The 16,214-nt window shown below is 56.5% G+C and carries 12 protein-coding genes and 2 pseudogenes; 10 read left to right on the forward strand and 4 right to left on the reverse strand.

Annotated features, from left to right (window positions below; all coding sequences use genetic code 11):
* Positions 1–292 precede the first annotated feature (292 nt).
* The 5 genes and pseudogenes from JNO11_RS17585 (at position 293) to pckA (ending at position 6,457) form a co-directional block, all read left to right on the forward strand.
* Positions 293–2,429: pseudogene (locus JNO11_RS17585) on the forward strand (intracellular growth attenuator family protein).
* 57 nt (positions 2,430–2,486) lie between these two features.
* Positions 2,487–3,134, forward strand: coding sequence for a GMP/IMP nucleotidase (gene yrfG, locus JNO11_RS17590; protein ID WP_022624036.1), 648 nt, complete (start codon positions 2,487–2,489; stop codon positions 3,132–3,134).
* A 13-nt stretch (positions 3,135–3,147) separates the two neighbouring features.
* A complete protein-coding gene (hslR, locus tag JNO11_RS17595; RefSeq protein WP_010253159.1) occupies positions 3,148–3,552 on the forward strand; it encodes a ribosome-associated heat shock protein Hsp15 in 405 nt (134 codons plus the stop codon).
* A 49-nt stretch (positions 3,553–3,601) separates the two neighbouring features.
* The gene (gene hslO, locus JNO11_RS17600) at positions 3,602–4,468 is read left to right on the forward strand and encodes an Hsp33 family molecular chaperone HslO (protein ID WP_010671560.1); all 867 of its coding nucleotides are present in this window, start codon (positions 3,602–3,604) and stop codon (positions 4,466–4,468) included.
* A gap of 369 nt (positions 4,469–4,837) precedes the next feature.
* Complete coding sequence (pckA, locus tag JNO11_RS17605; RefSeq protein ID WP_010253165.1) at positions 4,838–6,457, forward strand: phosphoenolpyruvate carboxykinase (ATP); 1,620 nt, start codon at positions 4,838–4,840, stop codon at positions 6,455–6,457.
* A gap of 39 nt (positions 6,458–6,496) precedes the next feature.
* Here pckA and envZ read toward each other — a convergent pair whose 3' ends face one another.
* Both envZ and ompR read right to left on the reverse strand, forming a co-directional pair.
* Positions 6,497–7,864: a two-component system sensor histidine kinase EnvZ gene (envZ, locus tag JNO11_RS17610; protein ID WP_010253168.1), complete on the reverse strand. Its 1,368-nt coding sequence runs from the start codon at positions 7,862–7,864 to the stop codon at positions 6,497–6,499.
* A complete protein-coding gene (gene ompR / locus JNO11_RS17615) occupies positions 7,861–8,580 on the reverse strand; it encodes a two-component system response regulator OmpR (RefSeq protein ID WP_003853014.1) in 720 nt (239 codons plus the stop codon). The genes envZ and ompR overlap by 4 nt, the downstream gene beginning before the upstream one ends.
* 537 nt (positions 8,581–9,117) lie before the next feature.
* Between ompR and yjbE the strand changes: the two genes are divergently transcribed.
* From yjbE to JNO11_RS17635, 4 genes are all read left to right on the forward strand, one after another.
* Positions 9,118–9,366: an exopolysaccharide production protein YjbE gene (gene yjbE, locus JNO11_RS17620; RefSeq protein WP_033780986.1), complete on the forward strand. Its 249-nt coding sequence runs from the start codon at positions 9,118–9,120 to the stop codon at positions 9,364–9,366.
* A gap of 182 nt (positions 9,367–9,548) precedes the next feature.
* Positions 9,549–10,022 carry a transcription elongation factor GreB gene (gene greB / locus JNO11_RS17625; RefSeq protein WP_010253180.1) on the forward strand — a complete coding sequence of 158 codons (474 nt, stop codon included), beginning with the start codon at positions 9,549–9,551 and terminating at the stop codon, positions 10,020–10,022.
* A 103-nt stretch (positions 10,023–10,125) separates the two neighbouring features.
* Positions 10,126–12,453 (forward strand): Tex family protein, encoded by a 2,328-nt coding sequence (locus tag JNO11_RS17630; RefSeq protein WP_033759014.1) that lies wholly within the window; start codon positions 10,126–10,128, stop codon positions 12,451–12,453.
* 129 nt (positions 12,454–12,582) lie between these two features.
* A complete protein-coding gene (locus tag JNO11_RS17635) occupies positions 12,583–14,268 on the forward strand; it encodes an alpha-amylase family glycosyl hydrolase (RefSeq protein ID WP_301250315.1) in 1,686 nt (561 codons plus the stop codon).
* Here the strand turns inward: JNO11_RS17635 and JNO11_RS17640 are convergent, their stop codons facing one another.
* Together JNO11_RS17640 and bioH are read right to left on the reverse strand one after the other, a co-directional pair.
* Entirely contained in the window at positions 14,269–14,538 is a 270-nt protein-coding gene (locus JNO11_RS17640) for a YdgH/BhsA/McbA-like domain containing protein (RefSeq protein WP_010671554.1), read from the reverse strand.
* A 173-nt stretch (positions 14,539–14,711) separates the two neighbouring features.
* A complete protein-coding gene (bioH, locus tag JNO11_RS17645; RefSeq protein ID WP_325177539.1) occupies positions 14,712–15,485 on the reverse strand; it encodes a pimeloyl-ACP methyl ester esterase BioH in 774 nt (257 codons plus the stop codon).
* Between the two features lie 34 nt (positions 15,486–15,519).
* On the opposite strand from bioH, the pseudogene gntX reads away from it, so the two are divergent.
* Positions 15,520–16,201 (forward strand): annotated as a pseudogene (gene gntX / locus JNO11_RS17650) (DNA utilization protein GntX).
* Positions 16,202–16,214 lie beyond the last annotated feature (13 nt).

Genomic DNA, 16,214 nt, shown 5'->3' on the forward strand with positions numbered 1-16,214 from the left:
AGATTACATCGATTGAATAACAGCCTTTGGTTATCAGTTAAGACTAAATTTGCATTAGTCAATATGCTGCGATAAGTTTCAGATAATACCGATATTTAATCCAGTCTGAGCCGGTTACCATTCGGACAAGGCAGGGTTTAACAAATGCTAATCAGATATACGCTGGCACTATTTCATCGGGTGTCTGACTCCTCAGGGTTATATAATCTTCCGGAATGCCTCTTTTATAGTGAGCATAACCGAAAGCGAAAGTTTAAAGTGAAGGCAGCATTTTGGCTGAATTGAGCAGAGCATGAGCACAATCTTGATGATCCTGGCCATAGTGCTGACCTGTTCAATCCTGGCAGGCATTGGGTTCTGGTACGCTATGCGGCATCGTCCGCCGTTGGCGAAACCTCTGCCATTTATCAGTCCGCCCTGCCGTAAACTCTCTGCTCAGGAGCGTGAGGCGGTTGATAAGTATGTCGCCGCGCTGGAAAAGCAGCCCCGTACCACGGTGACGACCGATAAGCGCAGCGCGTCCGAACGACTGACGCTGACGGCACAAAGCAACAATGTCTACCCCGTTACCCGTGCGATTACCCGCTACGGACTCTCAACGGACGATCCCCATAAATGGCGCTACTACCTTGATGAAGTTGAAGTTCATCTGCCGCCGCTGTGGGAACAGTACATCGCCGACGAAAACTACGTTGAGTTAATCCGCACCCAATCTATTCCGCTGGTGATCTCGCTGAACGGCCACTCGCTGGTGGATTACGCCGTGGATCAGCAATCGCTGCCGACGCTGATGCGTCCGGTGTCGACCAACGCCTCTATCCGCAAAGCGGAAACGGAAAACGTCGAACTGCTGCAGGTGCGCAAAGAGACGCCGGAAGAGTATCGTCTGTCGCGGCCAGATGGCACGCGTGAAGCGGTGATCATCTCTCTTGCCTTCTTACTCTTCTTCTTCAGCCTGTTAGTCCCCGCAACGCTGATGATCTGGCTGGTGCTGACGGGTGCAGTCATGATTGCCGCCAGCCTGTGGCTGCTCTACCGCATTCCGGGTGAGCGCGGCCTGCGTGACATACACTGCCTGCGCGGCGCGCCAAAGCGCTGGGGCCTGTTCAGCGAATCGAACCAGGAGCAGAGCAATATCACACTGGGGATTATTGACCTCGCCTATCCACCACACTGGCAGCCTTATGTCGCGCACGATCTCGGACAGGTGACGGATGTGGAGATCTACCTTAACCGTCAGGTGGTGCGTCAGGGTCGCTTCCTGTCGCTGCAGGATGAAGTCAAAAACTTCCCTATTCAGCGCTGGCGGAAAAACGTGGTGCTGGCCTGTGGTTCACTGATGGTGCTGACCATGCTGGTCACCTGGATCCCGCTCGGCATGCCGATCAAGCTCAGTCTGGCCTGGGCCAGGGGCACCGACAGCCTGGAGGTCAGCAGCGTCGATAAACTCAGCAGCGTGCCCCTGAATATTGGCGACAACCTCAAAGTGAGCGGTACCGGCATGTGTTCGGTGCCGGACAACTATCAGAGCAACCGAAGTTACGCCTTCATGCCGTTCGACTGCTCGGCGGTCTACTGGAATAACGCCACGCCGTTGCCGCAGCCACAATCGGACATTATTGATAAAGCCGCTGCTCTGCTGGAGACCACCACAAAGCAGCTGCATCCGGAAACCAATACCGATCCTAAACTGAATCCGCAGCTGGCCTCCGCGATTCAGAAGTCCGGCATGATCCTGCTGGATGACTTCTCCGATCTGGTGATGAAAACGCAGGATCTCTGTAATCAGCCACAGGATTGTATGCGCCTGAAAAATGCGCTGGTGAACCTGGGCAATGCCAAAGACTGGGAAGCGCTGATGCGTCGCGCAGATTCCGGCCAGCTAAACGGCATGAATGTGCTGCTGCGGCCGGTCAGTGCTGAAGCCCTGGAAAACCTGGTCAATACCGCCACCTCGACCTTCTTTTTCCGCGAAACCCGTCGTGCAGCAGAAAATCTTAACAGCCCGCCGCCAGGGGGGTTTTCTGATCGTCAGCGACGAGGGCCGCCAGCTGGTGAATCAGCCTCAGCCAACCGTGTCGCTGTTTGATCTCGATCCGCCCTCTCAGTGGCGTGAACTGCAACGTATCTCCGCCATGCTGCTGCATACGCCTTTCAGCGCCAGCGGCATCATCACCAGCATTTCAACGGATGCCAACGGCACGCGTCACATCGTGCTGCACAATGAACCGGATGCCATGGCGCAGTGGCGCTATCTCGGCACCGTATTGCTGCTGCTGGTGCTGTTAACCTGCGGTGTGATCAATGGGTTACTGGCGCTGCGCCGTATGCACCTTAATCGCCAGCGCATGATCGATATCCAGCACTATTACGACAAGTGCTTCAATCATAACCTCGGCACTTTGCAGAGCGTGCGCCCGATATTCTGAGCCCTGCCCTTCTGTGCTACCCTGTCGCCCGGTTTTTTTACAGGGTAAAACATCCGCATGCTCAACTGGTCTGAGATTGATACCGTGCTGCTCGACATGGATGGCACGCTGCTGGATTTGGCGTTTGATCGCCACTTCTGGCTGGAGCATGTGCCTGAACAACTCAGTCAGCAACGCGGCATTACCCGGGCGGAAGCCGAAGCAATCATCGCAGAAAAGTATCAGGCCGTTGCCCATACGCTAAACTGGTATTGTCTGGATTACTGGGCAGAAGCGCTGGCGCTGGACATCCGTGCCATGACCTGGGCGATGCGCAGCCGGATTGCGCTGCGTGACGATACGCTGCCTTTTTTGCAGGCTCTGCGCCGTGCCGGCAAGTCCACTATCCTGCTGACCAACGCGCATCCTTACAATCTGGACGTCAAACTGGCGCAGACAGGTTTAGCGCCGCACCTTGATTTATTACTTTCCACCCATACCTTTGGGTATCCGAAAGAAGACCAACGTTTATGGCAGGCGGTACAACAGCACACCGGCTTTTCTGCGCCGCGCACGCTGTTTATCGATGATAGCGAAGTGATTCTGGATGCTGCGGCGTCATGGGGCATCGGCGAGTGCTTAGGCGTAAAGAACCCCGATTCGGGTCGTCCTGAGCAAATCTTTCAGCGTCATCGCGCCACCGGCGATTACCGGACGCTGATCTGAGTCAGGAGCAGCAATGAAGAAAGAGAAAAGCAGCGAAGAGGTACGCCTCGACAAGTGGCTGTGGGCCGCGCGCTTTTACAAAACCCGGGCGATTGCGCGGGAGATGATTGAAGGCGGCAAAGTGCATTACAACGGCCAGCGCAGCAAACCCGGCAAGGTGGTAGAGCTGAATGCGGAACTGACACTGCGTCAGGGCAACGATGAACGCACCGTAGTGGTGGCGGACATCAGCGCTCAGCGCCGTCCCGCCAGCGAGGCCCAGCAGCTCTATCGCGAAACCGATGCCAGCATTGAAAAACGCGAAAAAATGGCGCAGGCGCGCAAAATGAATGCGCTGACTATGCCCCATCCCGATCGGCGACCTGACAAAAAAGAGCGTCGCGATTTGATGAAGTTTAAATTATCGGGCGATGAATAACGTCGTCTTAGCTGACGCGCCATCGCCCCGTACCAGTGAGAGAAAAAATATGTCAGCCCAGGATCAACTGCACCGTTATCTGTTTGAAAATGCCGCCGTGCGCGGCGAGCTGGTGAACGTCTCTGACACCTGGCGTGAAACCGTAAAGAACCATGACTATCCGGCACCGGTTAAAACGCTGCTGGGTGAGATGCTGGTCGCCACCAGCCTGCTGACTGCCACGCTGAAGTTTGATGGCGAAATCACCGTGCAATTGCAGGGTGACGGCCCGCTGTCGCTGGCGGTGATCAACGGCAACAACAACCAGGAACTGCGCGGCGTAGCGCGTATTAAAGGCGACATCCCGGACGACAGTACCCTGAAAAGCATGGTGGGCAATGGCTATCTGGTGATCACCATTTCCCCTGAAAAGGGCGAACGTTATCAGGGAGTGGTGGGACTGGAAGGTGAAACTCTGGCGGAGTGCCTGGAAGATTACTTCATGCGCTCAGAGCAGCTGCCAACGCGGCTGTTTATCCGCACCAGCGACAAAGGCGCCGCGGGTATTCTGCTGCAGGTGATGCCGGCGCAGGATACGGAGAAAGAGGTTTTCGACCATCTGGCAACGCTGACCGAAACCATTAAAACGGAAGAGCTGATCGATCTGCCTGCGAATGAAGCGCTGTGGCGTCTCTACCATCAGGAAGAGGTCACTCTCTACGATCCGCAGCCAGTGATCTACAAATGCACCTGCTCGCGTGAGCGCTGTGGCGAAGTACTGACCACGCTGCCGCAGGAAGAGGTAGATGAGATCATCGCGGAAGATGGCAAAATCGACATGCACTGCGACTATTGCGGCTCAAACTACGTGTTTGACGCTGTCGATATCGCCGGTATTCGCAGCCACTCCCTTGAGAATAATAACCAGCTTCACTGATTTATCGGGCGGCTTCTGCCGCCCCTTCCGCGCCGCCCATGCCTATCCCCATAATTTTTCAGACAAATTATCTTTTTTTTACTTTCATAACATCTTTTAAACGTTCGAAACATAGCCTTAACGCGCCCTGAGTCGCATTTTTAGATCACTGCTCTTTTTCCCTTAACGCAGAAGAGTAAACTGCGCGCGATCGTGCAAACGCCCGGAAGTCAGAGGCAGATGCCCTGAATAGTCCGGTGATCTTTGCAGGCTGTCGTGACGAAGCGCAGTCGACTGTCAGTGATTTGCCGCACCCGATACAACAGCCGGTGGCACGATCCCAACCTATCTCTGCTTTGCAGAACAGACACCGATTTAAGGAGCAGTAAAATGCGCGTTAACGGCCTGACCTCGCAAGACCTTGCCGCTTTGGGCATCGTGGATACCACGGAAGTGGTTTACAACCCTGATTACGACACGCTTTTTCAGGAAGAGACGCGCCCGGACCTCGAAGGTTTTGCTCGTGGCACCCTGACGCAGAGCGGCGCGATTGCAGTAGACACCGGGATTTTCACCGGGCGATCGCCAAAGGATAAGTACATTGTGCGTGACGACACCACGCGCGATACCCTGTGGTGGAACGACCAGGGCACCGGCAAAAACGACAATCAGCCCCTGTCGCAGGAGACCTGGAACGCGCTGAAAAGCTGCGTCACCCGCCAGCTTTCCGGCAAGCGCCTGTTTGTGGTGGATGCGTTCTGTGGTGCCAATGCCGATTCCCGTCTGAGCGTACGTTTTGTCACCGAAGTGGCCTGGCAGGCACACTTCGTGAAGAACATGTTCATCCAGCCTGACGACGCTGAACTGGCCGAATTCACTCCCGACTTTGTGGTGATGAACGGCGCCAAATGCACCAATCCAGACTGGCAGGCGCAGGGTCTTCACTCTGAAAACTTTGTCGCCTTCAATCTGACTGAACGCATGCAGCTGATTGGCGGAACCTGGTACGGCGGCGAGATGAAGAAAGGTCTGTTCGCCATCATGAACTACCTGCTGCCGCTGAAAGGCATCGCCTCAATGCACTGCTCAGCAAACGTGGGTAAAGCGGGCGATGTGGCGGTCTTCTTTGGCCTCTCGGGCACCGGTAAAACCACACTTTCTACCGATCCTGACCGCCAGCTGATCGGTGACGATGAGCACGGCTGGGACGATGATGGCGTGTTTAACTTCGAGGGCGGTTGTTACGCCAAAACCATCAACCTCTCTGAGCAGGCTGAGCCGGAGATCTACCGCGCCATTCGCCGCAATGCGCTGCTGGAAAATGTGGTAGTTCGCGAAGATGGCAGCGTCGATTACGACGACGGCAGCAAAACCGAAAACACCCGCGTCTCCTATCCGATCAATCACATCGACAATATCGTGCAGCCGGTCTCAAAAGCGGGCCACGCGAAGAAAGTGATTTTCCTGACCGCCGATGCGTTTGGCGTGCTGCCACCGGTTTCACGTCTGACACCGGAGCAGACGCAGTATCATTTCCTGTCAGGTTTCACCGCCAAACTGGCGGGGACCGAGCGTGGCGTCACTGAGCCGACCCCCACCTTCTCCGCCTGTTTCGGCGCGGCGTTCCTGATGCTGCATCCGACGCAGTATGCGGAAGTGCTGGTGAAACGGATGGAGGCGTCCGGTGCGCAGGCTTATCTGGTCAATACCGGCTGGAACGGCAGCGGCAAACGCATCTCACTGAAGAATACCCGCGCCATTATCAATGCCATTCTGGCGGGTGAGCTGGATGATGCGCCGATGGAAACGCTGCCGATCTTTAATCTGCAGATGCCGGTTACGCTGGGCGAACTGGATAGTGATACGCTCGATCCGCGTCGTAGCTGGGAGAGTGAGGAGAAGTGGACCGCCGCCGCCGAAGGTCTGGCGCAGCGCTTTATTGATAACTTCGACAAGTACACGGATAACGCCGCAGGTGCTGCGCTGGTGAAAGCTGGCCCGCAACGCTAAAAGAAGCGGCGCGGCAATGAAACTGCCGCGCCGTTTTTATCATCCCGACACGCTGTTGCTGCCGTTGTTGTGGCTCAGCGCCATGCTTTCCACTAACGGCAACCAGGCACGAATGCGTAAACCGCCGCGTTCGCTCTCGCCAATCTCCAGCGAGCCCTGATGGGCATCAATGATACGCTGCACGATCGCCAGGCCCAGACCGGTTCCGCTGGTGCTGCGGGCGCTGTCACCGCGCACAAAGGGCTGGAACAGATGCGCCAGCTGATCCGGCTTGATGCCAGGTCCATCATCTTCCACCTGGAACCAGGCACGATGCAGTTCCCGTCCGCTGCTGACCCTGATCCAGCCATTACCGTATCGCGCGGCATTGACCACCAGGTTAGCCAGTGCCCGTTTAATCGACAGCGGGTTGATATCCAGCATTAACTCTTCCGGCATCACCGCATTTTCGATCTCACGTTCATAGCCGCTTTCAGCGGCCACCACTTCGCCCAGCACACTGTTAAGGTCGGCGCGCTCAGTCTGCATCTCCTGACCGGTACGCAGGTAGTCGATGAACTGTTCGATAATGGCGTTGCACTCTTCGATATCTTTATTAATCGATTCGGCCAGGTAGCCATCCTGCTCGCTCATCATCTCGGTGGCGAGACGAATACGGGTCAGCGGCGTTCGCAAATCATGGCTGACGCCCGCCATTAACAGCGTGCGGTCATCCGCCAGCTGCTTCACCCCGGCCGCCATCTGGTTAAAGGCGCGGGTCACCGATCGCACTTCTGACGCGCCATACTCGCGCAGCGGCGGCGGAATAATCCCGCGCCCGACCTGCAGGGCGGCGTGCTCCAGATCCACCAGCGGGCGGTTCTGGATGCGGATAAACAGCCAGGCACCGCCAATCGCCAGCAGCATAATCGCCAGGGTGTAGCGGAACAGCGGCGAGAAGTCGCCCTGATGAATCTCAGTCAGCGGCACCCGCACCCAGATATCGGGCGACAGCCAGGTTTTCAGCCAGACGACGGGCGAGTTTTTGTTGACCTCAACCCGCACATCGGTGGGACCGCCAAGCTGCTGGCCCATCTGCTCGCTCAGGAATTCATAGTGCTGCGCCCATCGTAATCCGCTCTCCTCTGCCGCTGCATTGGTGTAGAGCGAGATCCCCAGTTCGCGGTAGATTTCCCGGCGAAACGCCGGTGGCACTTCCAGCTGCGTGCCATCTTCCAGCTGCAACCGGTCGGTCATCAGCATACGAACTTCGTAAGCGAGCACCTTATTGAACTGTTGCAGGCTGGGAAGAATGGCGAAGTTCAGCACCACCAGATAGGTCGTTACCAGGCTGACAAACAGCAGGGTAACGATCAGCAACAGGGTGCGGGCAAACGAACTGCGAGGCGAGAAGCGCAGTCGCTTCATGCTTTACTGCCGTCCGGCACAAAGACGTAGCCCAGACCCCAGACGGTCTGGATATAACGCGGATGCGCAGGATCCTCTTCCACCATGCGACGCAGGCGGGAGATCTGGACGTCAATCGAACGTTCCATGGCGCTGTATTCACGGCCACGCGCCAGGTTCATCAGCTTATCGCGAGACAGTGGCTCACGTGGATGGCTGACCAGTGCTTTCAGCACCGCAAACTCACCGCTGGTCAGCGGCATCGGCTCATCTTCACGGAACATCTCGCGGGTGCCGAGGTTAAGTTTGAACTTACCAAAGGCGATGATCGCCTCTTCCTGCGAAGGCGCGCCTGGCAGTTCATTAGCCTGACGGCGCAGCACCGCACGGATGCGCGCCAGCAGCTCACGCGGGTTAAAGGGTTTAGGAATATAGTCGTCAGCGCCGATCTCCAGCCCCACGATACGATCCACCTCTTCGCCCTTGGCGGTCACCATAATAATCGGCATCGGGTTGCTCTGACTGCGCAGACGACGGCAGATAGAGAGACCATCCTCGCCTGGCAACATCAGGTCGAGCACCATCAGATGAAAGGATTCACGGGTTAACAGACGGTCCATCTGCTCGGCATTAGCGACACTGCGCACCTGAAAGCCCTGCTCGGTGAGATAGCGTTCAAGCAGTGCACGCAGACGCATATCATCATCGACGACCAGAATTTTGTAGTTCTCTTGCATTTTCAACTCCCAAAGGCGCTATTGCCTGAGCCAACATTGTTAAAAAAAGATGCCTTATAGTGACAGTCATTAATGGTTTATATTCTAGCCAAAATTGTTACAAAGCATATTAAACAGGAGCTTATATTTGATTTAAGGCGATTTCGGGTCAGTTTTAACGCGTCTGGCGCTGCCCGGCCCCTGTTACGGCAAATCTGAAAAAACGGCTCTGTTTCTCTGAATCGCTGGCGTCAGAAGCGGGCCAGTTTTTATTCGATGAACGAATTCAGCAAGTTAGCAGACAATTTGACTTAATGATCAGCCATCACTGTGGATAAGCTCCAGATAATCTACCTCAACAGTAGCCAGGCAGCATAATATTCCAGCAAACCTGCGTAACGCCCCACTCTCCTCTCGGATTAGTTTCAGCGATGCCACCAGCAAGACCAGTTGAAATTAAAGTCCGTTAAATCAATCAGTAAAGCCAACTTTTCGCCTTCTCCGTTTTCAACCAGACTGCTCAGGCAACATTCGATGTCTCAACGGGGATTACACACAATGAAAAAAACAATTTTACTGCTGAGCGCGCTGACATTAAGCAGCGTCACTCCAGCTTATGCTGCCACAGCCACCGGTGAAGCAGCTGGCGCAGCGGCAACCACCACAGCACAAGGTAACTCTAACGCCATCGGTGTTGGCGCAGTCGCAGCCCTGCTGGGCGTTGCGCTGGCCACCATGGGCGGCGGCGGCGGTGACGGTCACAGCACCGGTACATCGACCACCACGGCGACTCACGCCGGTAAATAAGTATCACGACTTCTTTTACAGCTTCAGATTACTGGCTTCAGATTGTTGTTCAGCACCAACCCTTTCGCCGCCGGGGAAGTCAACGTGGGTTTTTAGCCTTTAAAAACCCTTTCCCCGCCCTTTTTTGCCGCGCCCCCTTTGTCTTACACTGTTCTTCTTTGGATCTCTCTGGCCGGTATAGCATGAAAACCCGACTCATTACCCGCGAAGGCTTCGATAAGCTGAAAGCAGAACTCGACTATCTCTGGCGTGAAGAGCGACCGGAAGTGACAAAAAAAGTCACCTGGGCTGCCAGTCTTGGCGATCGCAGTGAAAATGCCGATTATCAGTACAATAAAAAACGGCTGCGTGAAATCGACCGTCGCGTTCGCTATCTGACCAAAAGTCTTGAACAGCTGCGTATCGTTGACTATTCACCCCAGCAGGATGGCAAAGTCTTCTTTGGCGCCTGGGTGGAAATTGAAAACGATGAGGGCGACCTCAAGCGCTTCCGCATTGTGGGCTACGATGAGATTTTTGGCCGCAAAGATTACATCTCCATCGACTCGCCCATGGCGCGGGCGCTGCTGAAAAAAGAGGTCGGCGATGCCGCCACCGTCGAGACGCCAGTGGGGCCGGCGCTGTGGTATATCAACGCGATTGACTACCCGCAATAACCCTTCAGATTATCGCTGAAAGCCGCCCGCGTCTCTGGCAATTTTAACCATCAATCCGTATAACTGTCGGCTATTTCTCAACCCGGAAAGCAAGACAATCCTGATGATGAAAGTTCTGAGCCAGATAATTGCCAGTGAGCTCCAGGCGCGTCCAGAGCAAGTTGACGCCGCCGTTCGCCTGCTGGATGAAGGGAATACCGTGCCGTTTATCGCACGCTATCGTAAAGAGGTCACCGGCGGGCTGGATGATACCCAGTTGCGCCAGCTGGAAACCCGCCTCAGCTATCTGCGTGAACTTGAAGAGCGACGCCAGTCGATTCTGAAGTCGATTGACGATCAGGGGAAACTCACTGACGACCTCGCCCGCGCGATCAACACCACCCTCAGCAAAACCGAGCTTGAAGATCTCTACCTGCCCTACAAACAGAAACGCCGGACGCGTGGACAGATCGCTATCGAAGCGGGTCTGGAGCCGCTGGCGGAGACGCTGTGGCAGGAGCCGTCTCACATTCCTGAGCAGCTTGCCGAACAGTATGTCGATGCCGACAAAGGCGTCGCCGACGTCCGTGCCGCGCTGGATGGTGCCCGCTACATTCTGATGGAGCGTTTCGCTGAAGATGCCGCGCTGCTGGCGAAGGTGCGTAATTACCTGTGGAAAAATGCCCATCTGGTGTCACGCGTGGTCGAAGGCAAAGAGGAAGCGGGCGCGAAGTTCCGCGACTACTTTGATCACCACGAAGCGCTGAGCGGCGTGCCGTCGCACCGTGCGCTGGCGATGCTGCGTGGCCGCAACGAAGGCGTGCTGCAACTGTCGCTGAATGCCGATCCACAGTTTGATGAAGCACCGCGTGAGAGCCACGGCGAAACGCTGATTGCTGAGCACCTGAACCTGCGCCTGAATAACGCTCCTGCCGACAGCTGGCGTAAAGCGGTGGTGAGCTGGACGTGGCGCATCAAGGTGATGCTGCATCTGGAAACGGAGCTGATGGGCACGGTGCGCGAACGCGCAGAAGATGAAGCGATTAACGTCTTTGCCCGCAACCTGCACGATCTGCTGATGGCCGCTCCCGCCGGTATGCGCGCCACCATGGGGCTGGATCCGGGCCTGCGCACCGGCGTCAAAGTGGCGGTGGTCGATGCCACAGGCAAGGTCGTCGCGACCGATACCGTCTATCCGCATACCGGCCAGACCGCGAAAGCCGCGGCCGCCGTAGCGGCACTCTGCATTAAGCATCAGGTTGAGCTGGTGGCGATTGGCAACGGCACCGCTTCACGTGAAACTGAGCGCTTCTTCCTGGATCTGCAGCAGCAGTTCCCGCAGGTCACGGCGCAGAAAGTGATTGTCAGTGAAGCTGGCGCATCTGTCTATTCGGCCTCTGAACTGGCGGCGCTGGAGTTCCCGGATCTCGATGTTTCATTGCGCGGCGCGGTGTCGATTGCCCGACGTTTGCAGGATCCGCTGGCAGAGCTGGTGAAAATCGACCCGAAATCGATCGGTGTGGGTCAGTATCAGCATGACGTCAGTCAGAGCCAGCTGGCGAAGAAACTCGACGCGGTAGTCGAAGATTGCGTGAACGCCGTCGGCGTTGACCTCAACACCGCCTCGGTGCCGCTGCTGACCCGCGTGGCGGGCCTGACGCGCATGATGGCGCAGAACATTGTCGGCTGGCGTGATGAGCATGGCCGCTTCCAGAACCGTCAGCAGTTGCTGAAAGTGAGCCGTCTTGGGCCAAAAGCCTTTGAGCAGTGTGCGGGCTTCCTGCGCATCAACCATGGCGATAACCCGCTGGATGCCTCAACTGTGCATCCGGAAGCCTATCCGGTGGTGGAGCGCATCCTGGCCGCCACCGAGCAGGCACTGAGCGACCTGATGGGCAACGCAGGCAGCCTGCGTAATCTCAGCGCCCGCGATTTCATTGATGAACGTTTTGGCCTGCCGACCGTCACCGACATCATGAAAGAGCTTGAGAAGCCGGGCCGCGATCCGCGTCCTGAGTTTAAAACCGCACAGTTCGCTGAAGGCGTAGAGACGCTGAACGATCTGACGCCGGGCATGATCCTCGAAGGTGCCGTCACTAACGTGACCAACTTCGGTGCATTTGTGGATATCGGCGTGCATCAGGATGGCCTGGTGCATATCTCTTCGCTCTCCGATCGCTTCGTGGAAGATCCGCATCAGGTGGTGAAAGCGGGCGATATCGTCAAAGTGAAAGTGATGGAGGTCGATCTCCAGCGCAAGCGTATTGCCCTGACCATGCGTCTTGATGAGCAGCCAGGCGAAGGCAATGCCCGTGGTGGCGCGAAAAACGCTGCTCCGCGCGAGGAGAAACGTCAGAACACCGCGAAAGGTCGTCCGCGTCCGGTCAGCTCGTCAGCAGGTAACAGTGCGATGGGTGATGCGCTGGCTGCGGCTTTCGGTAAAAAACGCTAAGCTTTTCAGGGGGGCCACTGCCTGGCCCCCTCTTCACACCCTTCTCCCCGGTTGAAAATCCCCGCCATCGCGCTACGCTAAAAAGACGCCTGTCATAAAAACAACACCTGCTGTGGCACCCAATTCACGATGGAAACGATCACCGATCTGATTGATAAGATTTATGCTGGCACATTTCCGGAGGCGACCTTTGCGCGCCTGCTGGCTGACATCGCCACCGCCCGCGAGGCCATTAAGCTGCCGCGCAAGGCACACTGGGATGAGCAGGATGTGGTGCTGATCACCTATGCCGATCAGTTTCGCGAAGCCGATAAACCCACGCTCAGCACCTTTTCCCGGTTCTATCAGCAGCACCTGCAATCCACGTTTCCGCTGGTTCACCTGCTGCCCTTTTTCCCCTGGTCGTCCGATGACGGCTTTTCGGTGATTGATTACCATCAGGTCGATCCGCTGTGCGGCGACTGGCAGGACATTGCGCGGCTGCATCAGGAAACCCGGCTGATGTTCGATTTTGTCTGCAACCATATGTCGGCACACAGCGCCTGGTTCAGCCACTTCCTGGCGCAGGATCCCGGCTGGGACGATTTCTTTATCAGCATGCCGCCCGCCACCGATCTCAGCGCCGTGACGCGTCCGCGCACCTCGCCGCTGCTGACGCCGTTTAAAATGGCGGATGGCGAAACCCGCTTTATCTGGACCACCTTCAGCGCTGACCAGATCGACCTCAACTTTGCCAATCCTGAGGTGCTGCTGCGCATGGTCAATGTGCTGCTCGACTACCTGAAACGCGGCGCTGACTATGTGCGTCTTGATGCAGTCGGCTACATGTGGAAAACGCCCGGCACGCGCTGTATTCATCTGGAAAAGACCCATCAGCTGGTGAAGCTGTTTCGCGCTATTGCCGACCAGGTTGCGCCAGGCACGGTGATTATCACCGAGACTAACGTGCCGCATCAGGACAACATCAGCTATCTGGGCAACGGGCACGATGAGGCGCAGATGGTCTATCAGTTTTCGTTGCCGCCACTGGTGCTGCATGCGATTCACACCGGCTCGGCGCGCGCACTGCGGCAGTGGGCGAGCGCTCTGGATCTCAGCAGCAACGACACCACCTTTTTCAACTTTCTGGCGTCACACGACGGCATCGGCCTTAATCCGGCGCGCGGCATTTTGTCTGAAGTGGAGATTGTGGCGCTGGTGCGCGATCTGGCGCTGGAAGGCGCGCTGGTCTCCTATAAAAACAACCCTGACGGCACCACCAGCCCCTATGAAATCAACGTCACCTATCTGGATGCGCTCAACCGTGAAGATGACGATGACGCCACGCGGCTGAAACGTTTTTTGCTGGCCCATGCGATTCTGCTGGTCTTTCCCGGCGTGCCTGCCATCTATATCCAGAGCATTCTGGGTGGTCGTAACCATTACGATGGCGTGCGCGCCGCCGGACACAACCGGGCGATTAATCGGCAGAAGTATGATTTACAGCAGATTGAGGGAGATCTGGCGGGCGGTAACTGGCTGCGCCAGCAGGTCTATACCCGGCTCGGGCAACTGATTCAGCTGCGTCGTCGTCAGCCTGCGTTTCACCCGGATTATCCGATGACGCTTTATGAGAGCGAAAACGCCGTGCTGGTGCTCAGACGTCATCAGCCAGAAAGCGGCGACGGGCTGTTGTGCGTGTTTAATCTCAGTGGACGGTCAGTGGAGACGCAATTGCCGGTGGCGCATACGTTGCAGGATGTGGTGAGCGGAGAGAAAATTGATGGCACCCAGCCGGTTAAGCTGGATGCCTGGCAGTTCATGTGGCTACGTTAATTACTTGTAGACTTCAGCCGTTGCGCTGAATTTACCGTGTTCGCGGCCTGCGATCACGCGGTAGTATTTACCGCCCTTTTCGTCAGCGAGCTTTGACAACACTTTCTTAGCATCCATTGGCGAGGTGGTTTCCGCCGTGGTGTTAACGTTGCCGATCTTTTGCAGGTTCATTGTTTTAACTTCTTCCTGGGTGACTTCTTTCGCTGCCATCGCAGAAAATGAAATCGCGCCCATCATCATTGAAGCCACAACCCATTTAAAAACCTTCATTATGTTTACCCTCATTCATGATCCATTGTGAGATGTAAGCAGCCGCTAAACGCGTAAGGCAGTATGGAACGGCATAGTCATTTCCATGACTAATCACATAAAATTGCAACGGCCTCGCTCACAGAGAGAAGTATTGCTGCTGTCTGCGATTTTGCCAGTTCAAAGCGTCATTATCACGGCAGATTACTGATAAAATTAACAATATGCTGGCAAAAGCGCTCAGGATGGGAAATAAAAGGCGCATGTGCGGCTTTTTCGATAACCACTGAGGGCGATGCTGGCAACATTTCATCAATCTCCGCCACAATCCGGCGCGGCACCAGTCCGTCTAACGCGCCATAGAGCCGCAGGAACGGCAGCGTAATCTGCGGTAACGCGTCGCGCAGATCGACCTGGCGCAGAATATCCAGTCCGCCATCCAGCACCGCCACCTCCGGCATCGGCTGCGACAGCACCACCTCTTTCAGCTGCCGCGCATCGGCGCGAGCCGTTTCGGTACCCAGCGTCTGCAGCGCCAGAAAGCGCTCCACCGTGCGCTGGAAATCGTTGCTGAGCATCTGCTGAAAGTTCTGCAGCGTCTCCGGTTTAATGCCGGGCCAGCTCTCTGTGGCGGTGAAACAGGGCGACGAGGCAACAGTGATCAGTGCAGCCAGTTTTTCTGGCGCACTCAGCGCCAGCTGCGTCGCCACCAGTCCGCCCAGCGACCAGCCCACCACAATCGCCTGTGGTGGCAGCGCAGGCAGCAATTGCGCTGCCATCTGCTCCAGCGTCAGCGCACCGAAATGCTGGCTGCGGCCATAGCCGGGCAGATCGACCAGATGCAGGCGATAGTGCGCGCTGAGTCGCGGAATGATGCTTTGCCAGACTTCGGCATTCAGTCCCCATCCGTGCAGCAGCACAAGATCGCGTTTTCCTTCTCCGCAGGTGTGCCAGTAGAGCGACGTCATCAGTTACTATCCCGAAAATGATAAGGAGGTCGCTATGCTAGCAATGCCCGCCCTGTGTTGGCTATGCCGGATGCCGTTGCGGATAGCCCGGCACGGCATCTGCAGCTTATGTCTGCGCGGATTACCGCCGTTACCGCTGCTCTGTCCACGCTGCGGATTGCCGGCAGGTTCAGCAAAGGTCGCCTGCGGCCGCTGCCAGCTTAAACCGCCCGCCTGGCAGGCGCTGGTCTGCGTCAATGACTATTGTCCGCCGTTCAGCCAGTGGGTTAACCAGCTTAAATTTTCTCACATAACCGCACTCAGGGTGATGCTGGCGCGGCTGCTTTTGCTAAGCTGGCTTAATGTTTACCGGCGTGGCAGTGTGCCGCGTCCCGATCTGCTGCTGCCGGTTCCGCTGCATCGGCGACGACGCTGGCAGCGTGGCTTTAATCAGACGGTACTGCTGGCCGCACCGCTGGCGCACTGGCTGGGATGTGAATGGCGCGAAGGTCTTTCCCGCAAGCGCGGGGGGCGCATTACAGCATCAGCTCAGCGCCCGCCAGCGCCGCACCAACTTACGGGGTGCTTTCTGCCTTGAAATGGTGGTGCAGGGACGCCATATCGCTCTGCTGGATGACGTCATTACCACCGGCAGTACGGTAGATGAAATCAGCCGCCTGTTAATGGCCCAGGGTGCCGCCAGCGTGCAGGTCTGGTGCCTGTGCCGTACCTTGTAGAGCGTCTTTGATG

Origin of the sequence: Pantoea sp. 1B4 (genome assembly GCF_016925765.1) — a bacterium.
GTDB classification, from domain to species: Bacteria; Pseudomonadota; Gammaproteobacteria; order Enterobacterales; family Enterobacteriaceae; genus Pantoea; species Pantoea agglomerans.

What these genes read in the sequence shown, in the direction of transcription:
- yrfG (WP_022624036.1), top strand. Translation starts at nt 2,487, where the DNA reads ATGCTCAACTGGTCTGAGATTGATACCGTGCTGCTCGACATGGATGGC.
- hslR (WP_010253159.1), top strand. Translation starts at nt 3,148, where the DNA reads ATGAAGAAAGAGAAAAGCAGCGAAGAGGTACGCCTCGACAAGTGGCTG.
- hslO (WP_010671560.1), top strand. Translation starts at nt 3,602, where the DNA reads ATGTCAGCCCAGGATCAACTGCACCGTTATCTGTTTGAAAATGCCGCC.
- pckA (WP_010253165.1), top strand. Translation starts at nt 4,838, where the DNA reads ATGCGCGTTAACGGCCTGACCTCGCAAGACCTTGCCGCTTTGGGCATC.
- envZ (WP_010253168.1), bottom strand. Translation starts at nt 7,864, where the DNA reads ATGAAGCGACTGCGCTTCTCGCCTCGCAGTTCGTTTGCCCGCACCCTG.
- ompR (WP_003853014.1), bottom strand. Translation starts at nt 8,580, where the DNA reads ATGCAAGAGAACTACAAAATTCTGGTCGTCGATGATGATATGCGTCTG.
- yjbE (WP_033780986.1), top strand. Translation starts at nt 9,118, where the DNA reads ATGAAAAAAACAATTTTACTGCTGAGCGCGCTGACATTAAGCAGCGTC.
- greB (WP_010253180.1), top strand. Translation starts at nt 9,549, where the DNA reads ATGAAAACCCGACTCATTACCCGCGAAGGCTTCGATAAGCTGAAAGCA.
- JNO11_RS17630 (WP_033759014.1), top strand. Translation starts at nt 10,126, where the DNA reads ATGATGAAAGTTCTGAGCCAGATAATTGCCAGTGAGCTCCAGGCGCGT.
- JNO11_RS17635 (WP_301250315.1), top strand. Translation starts at nt 12,583, where the DNA reads ATGGAAACGATCACCGATCTGATTGATAAGATTTATGCTGGCACATTT.
- JNO11_RS17640 (WP_010671554.1), bottom strand. Translation starts at nt 14,538, where the DNA reads ATGAAGGTTTTTAAATGGGTTGTGGCTTCAATGATGATGGGCGCGATT.
- bioH (WP_325177539.1), bottom strand. Translation starts at nt 15,485, where the DNA reads ATGACGTCGCTCTACTGGCACACCTGCGGAGAAGGAAAACGCGATCTT.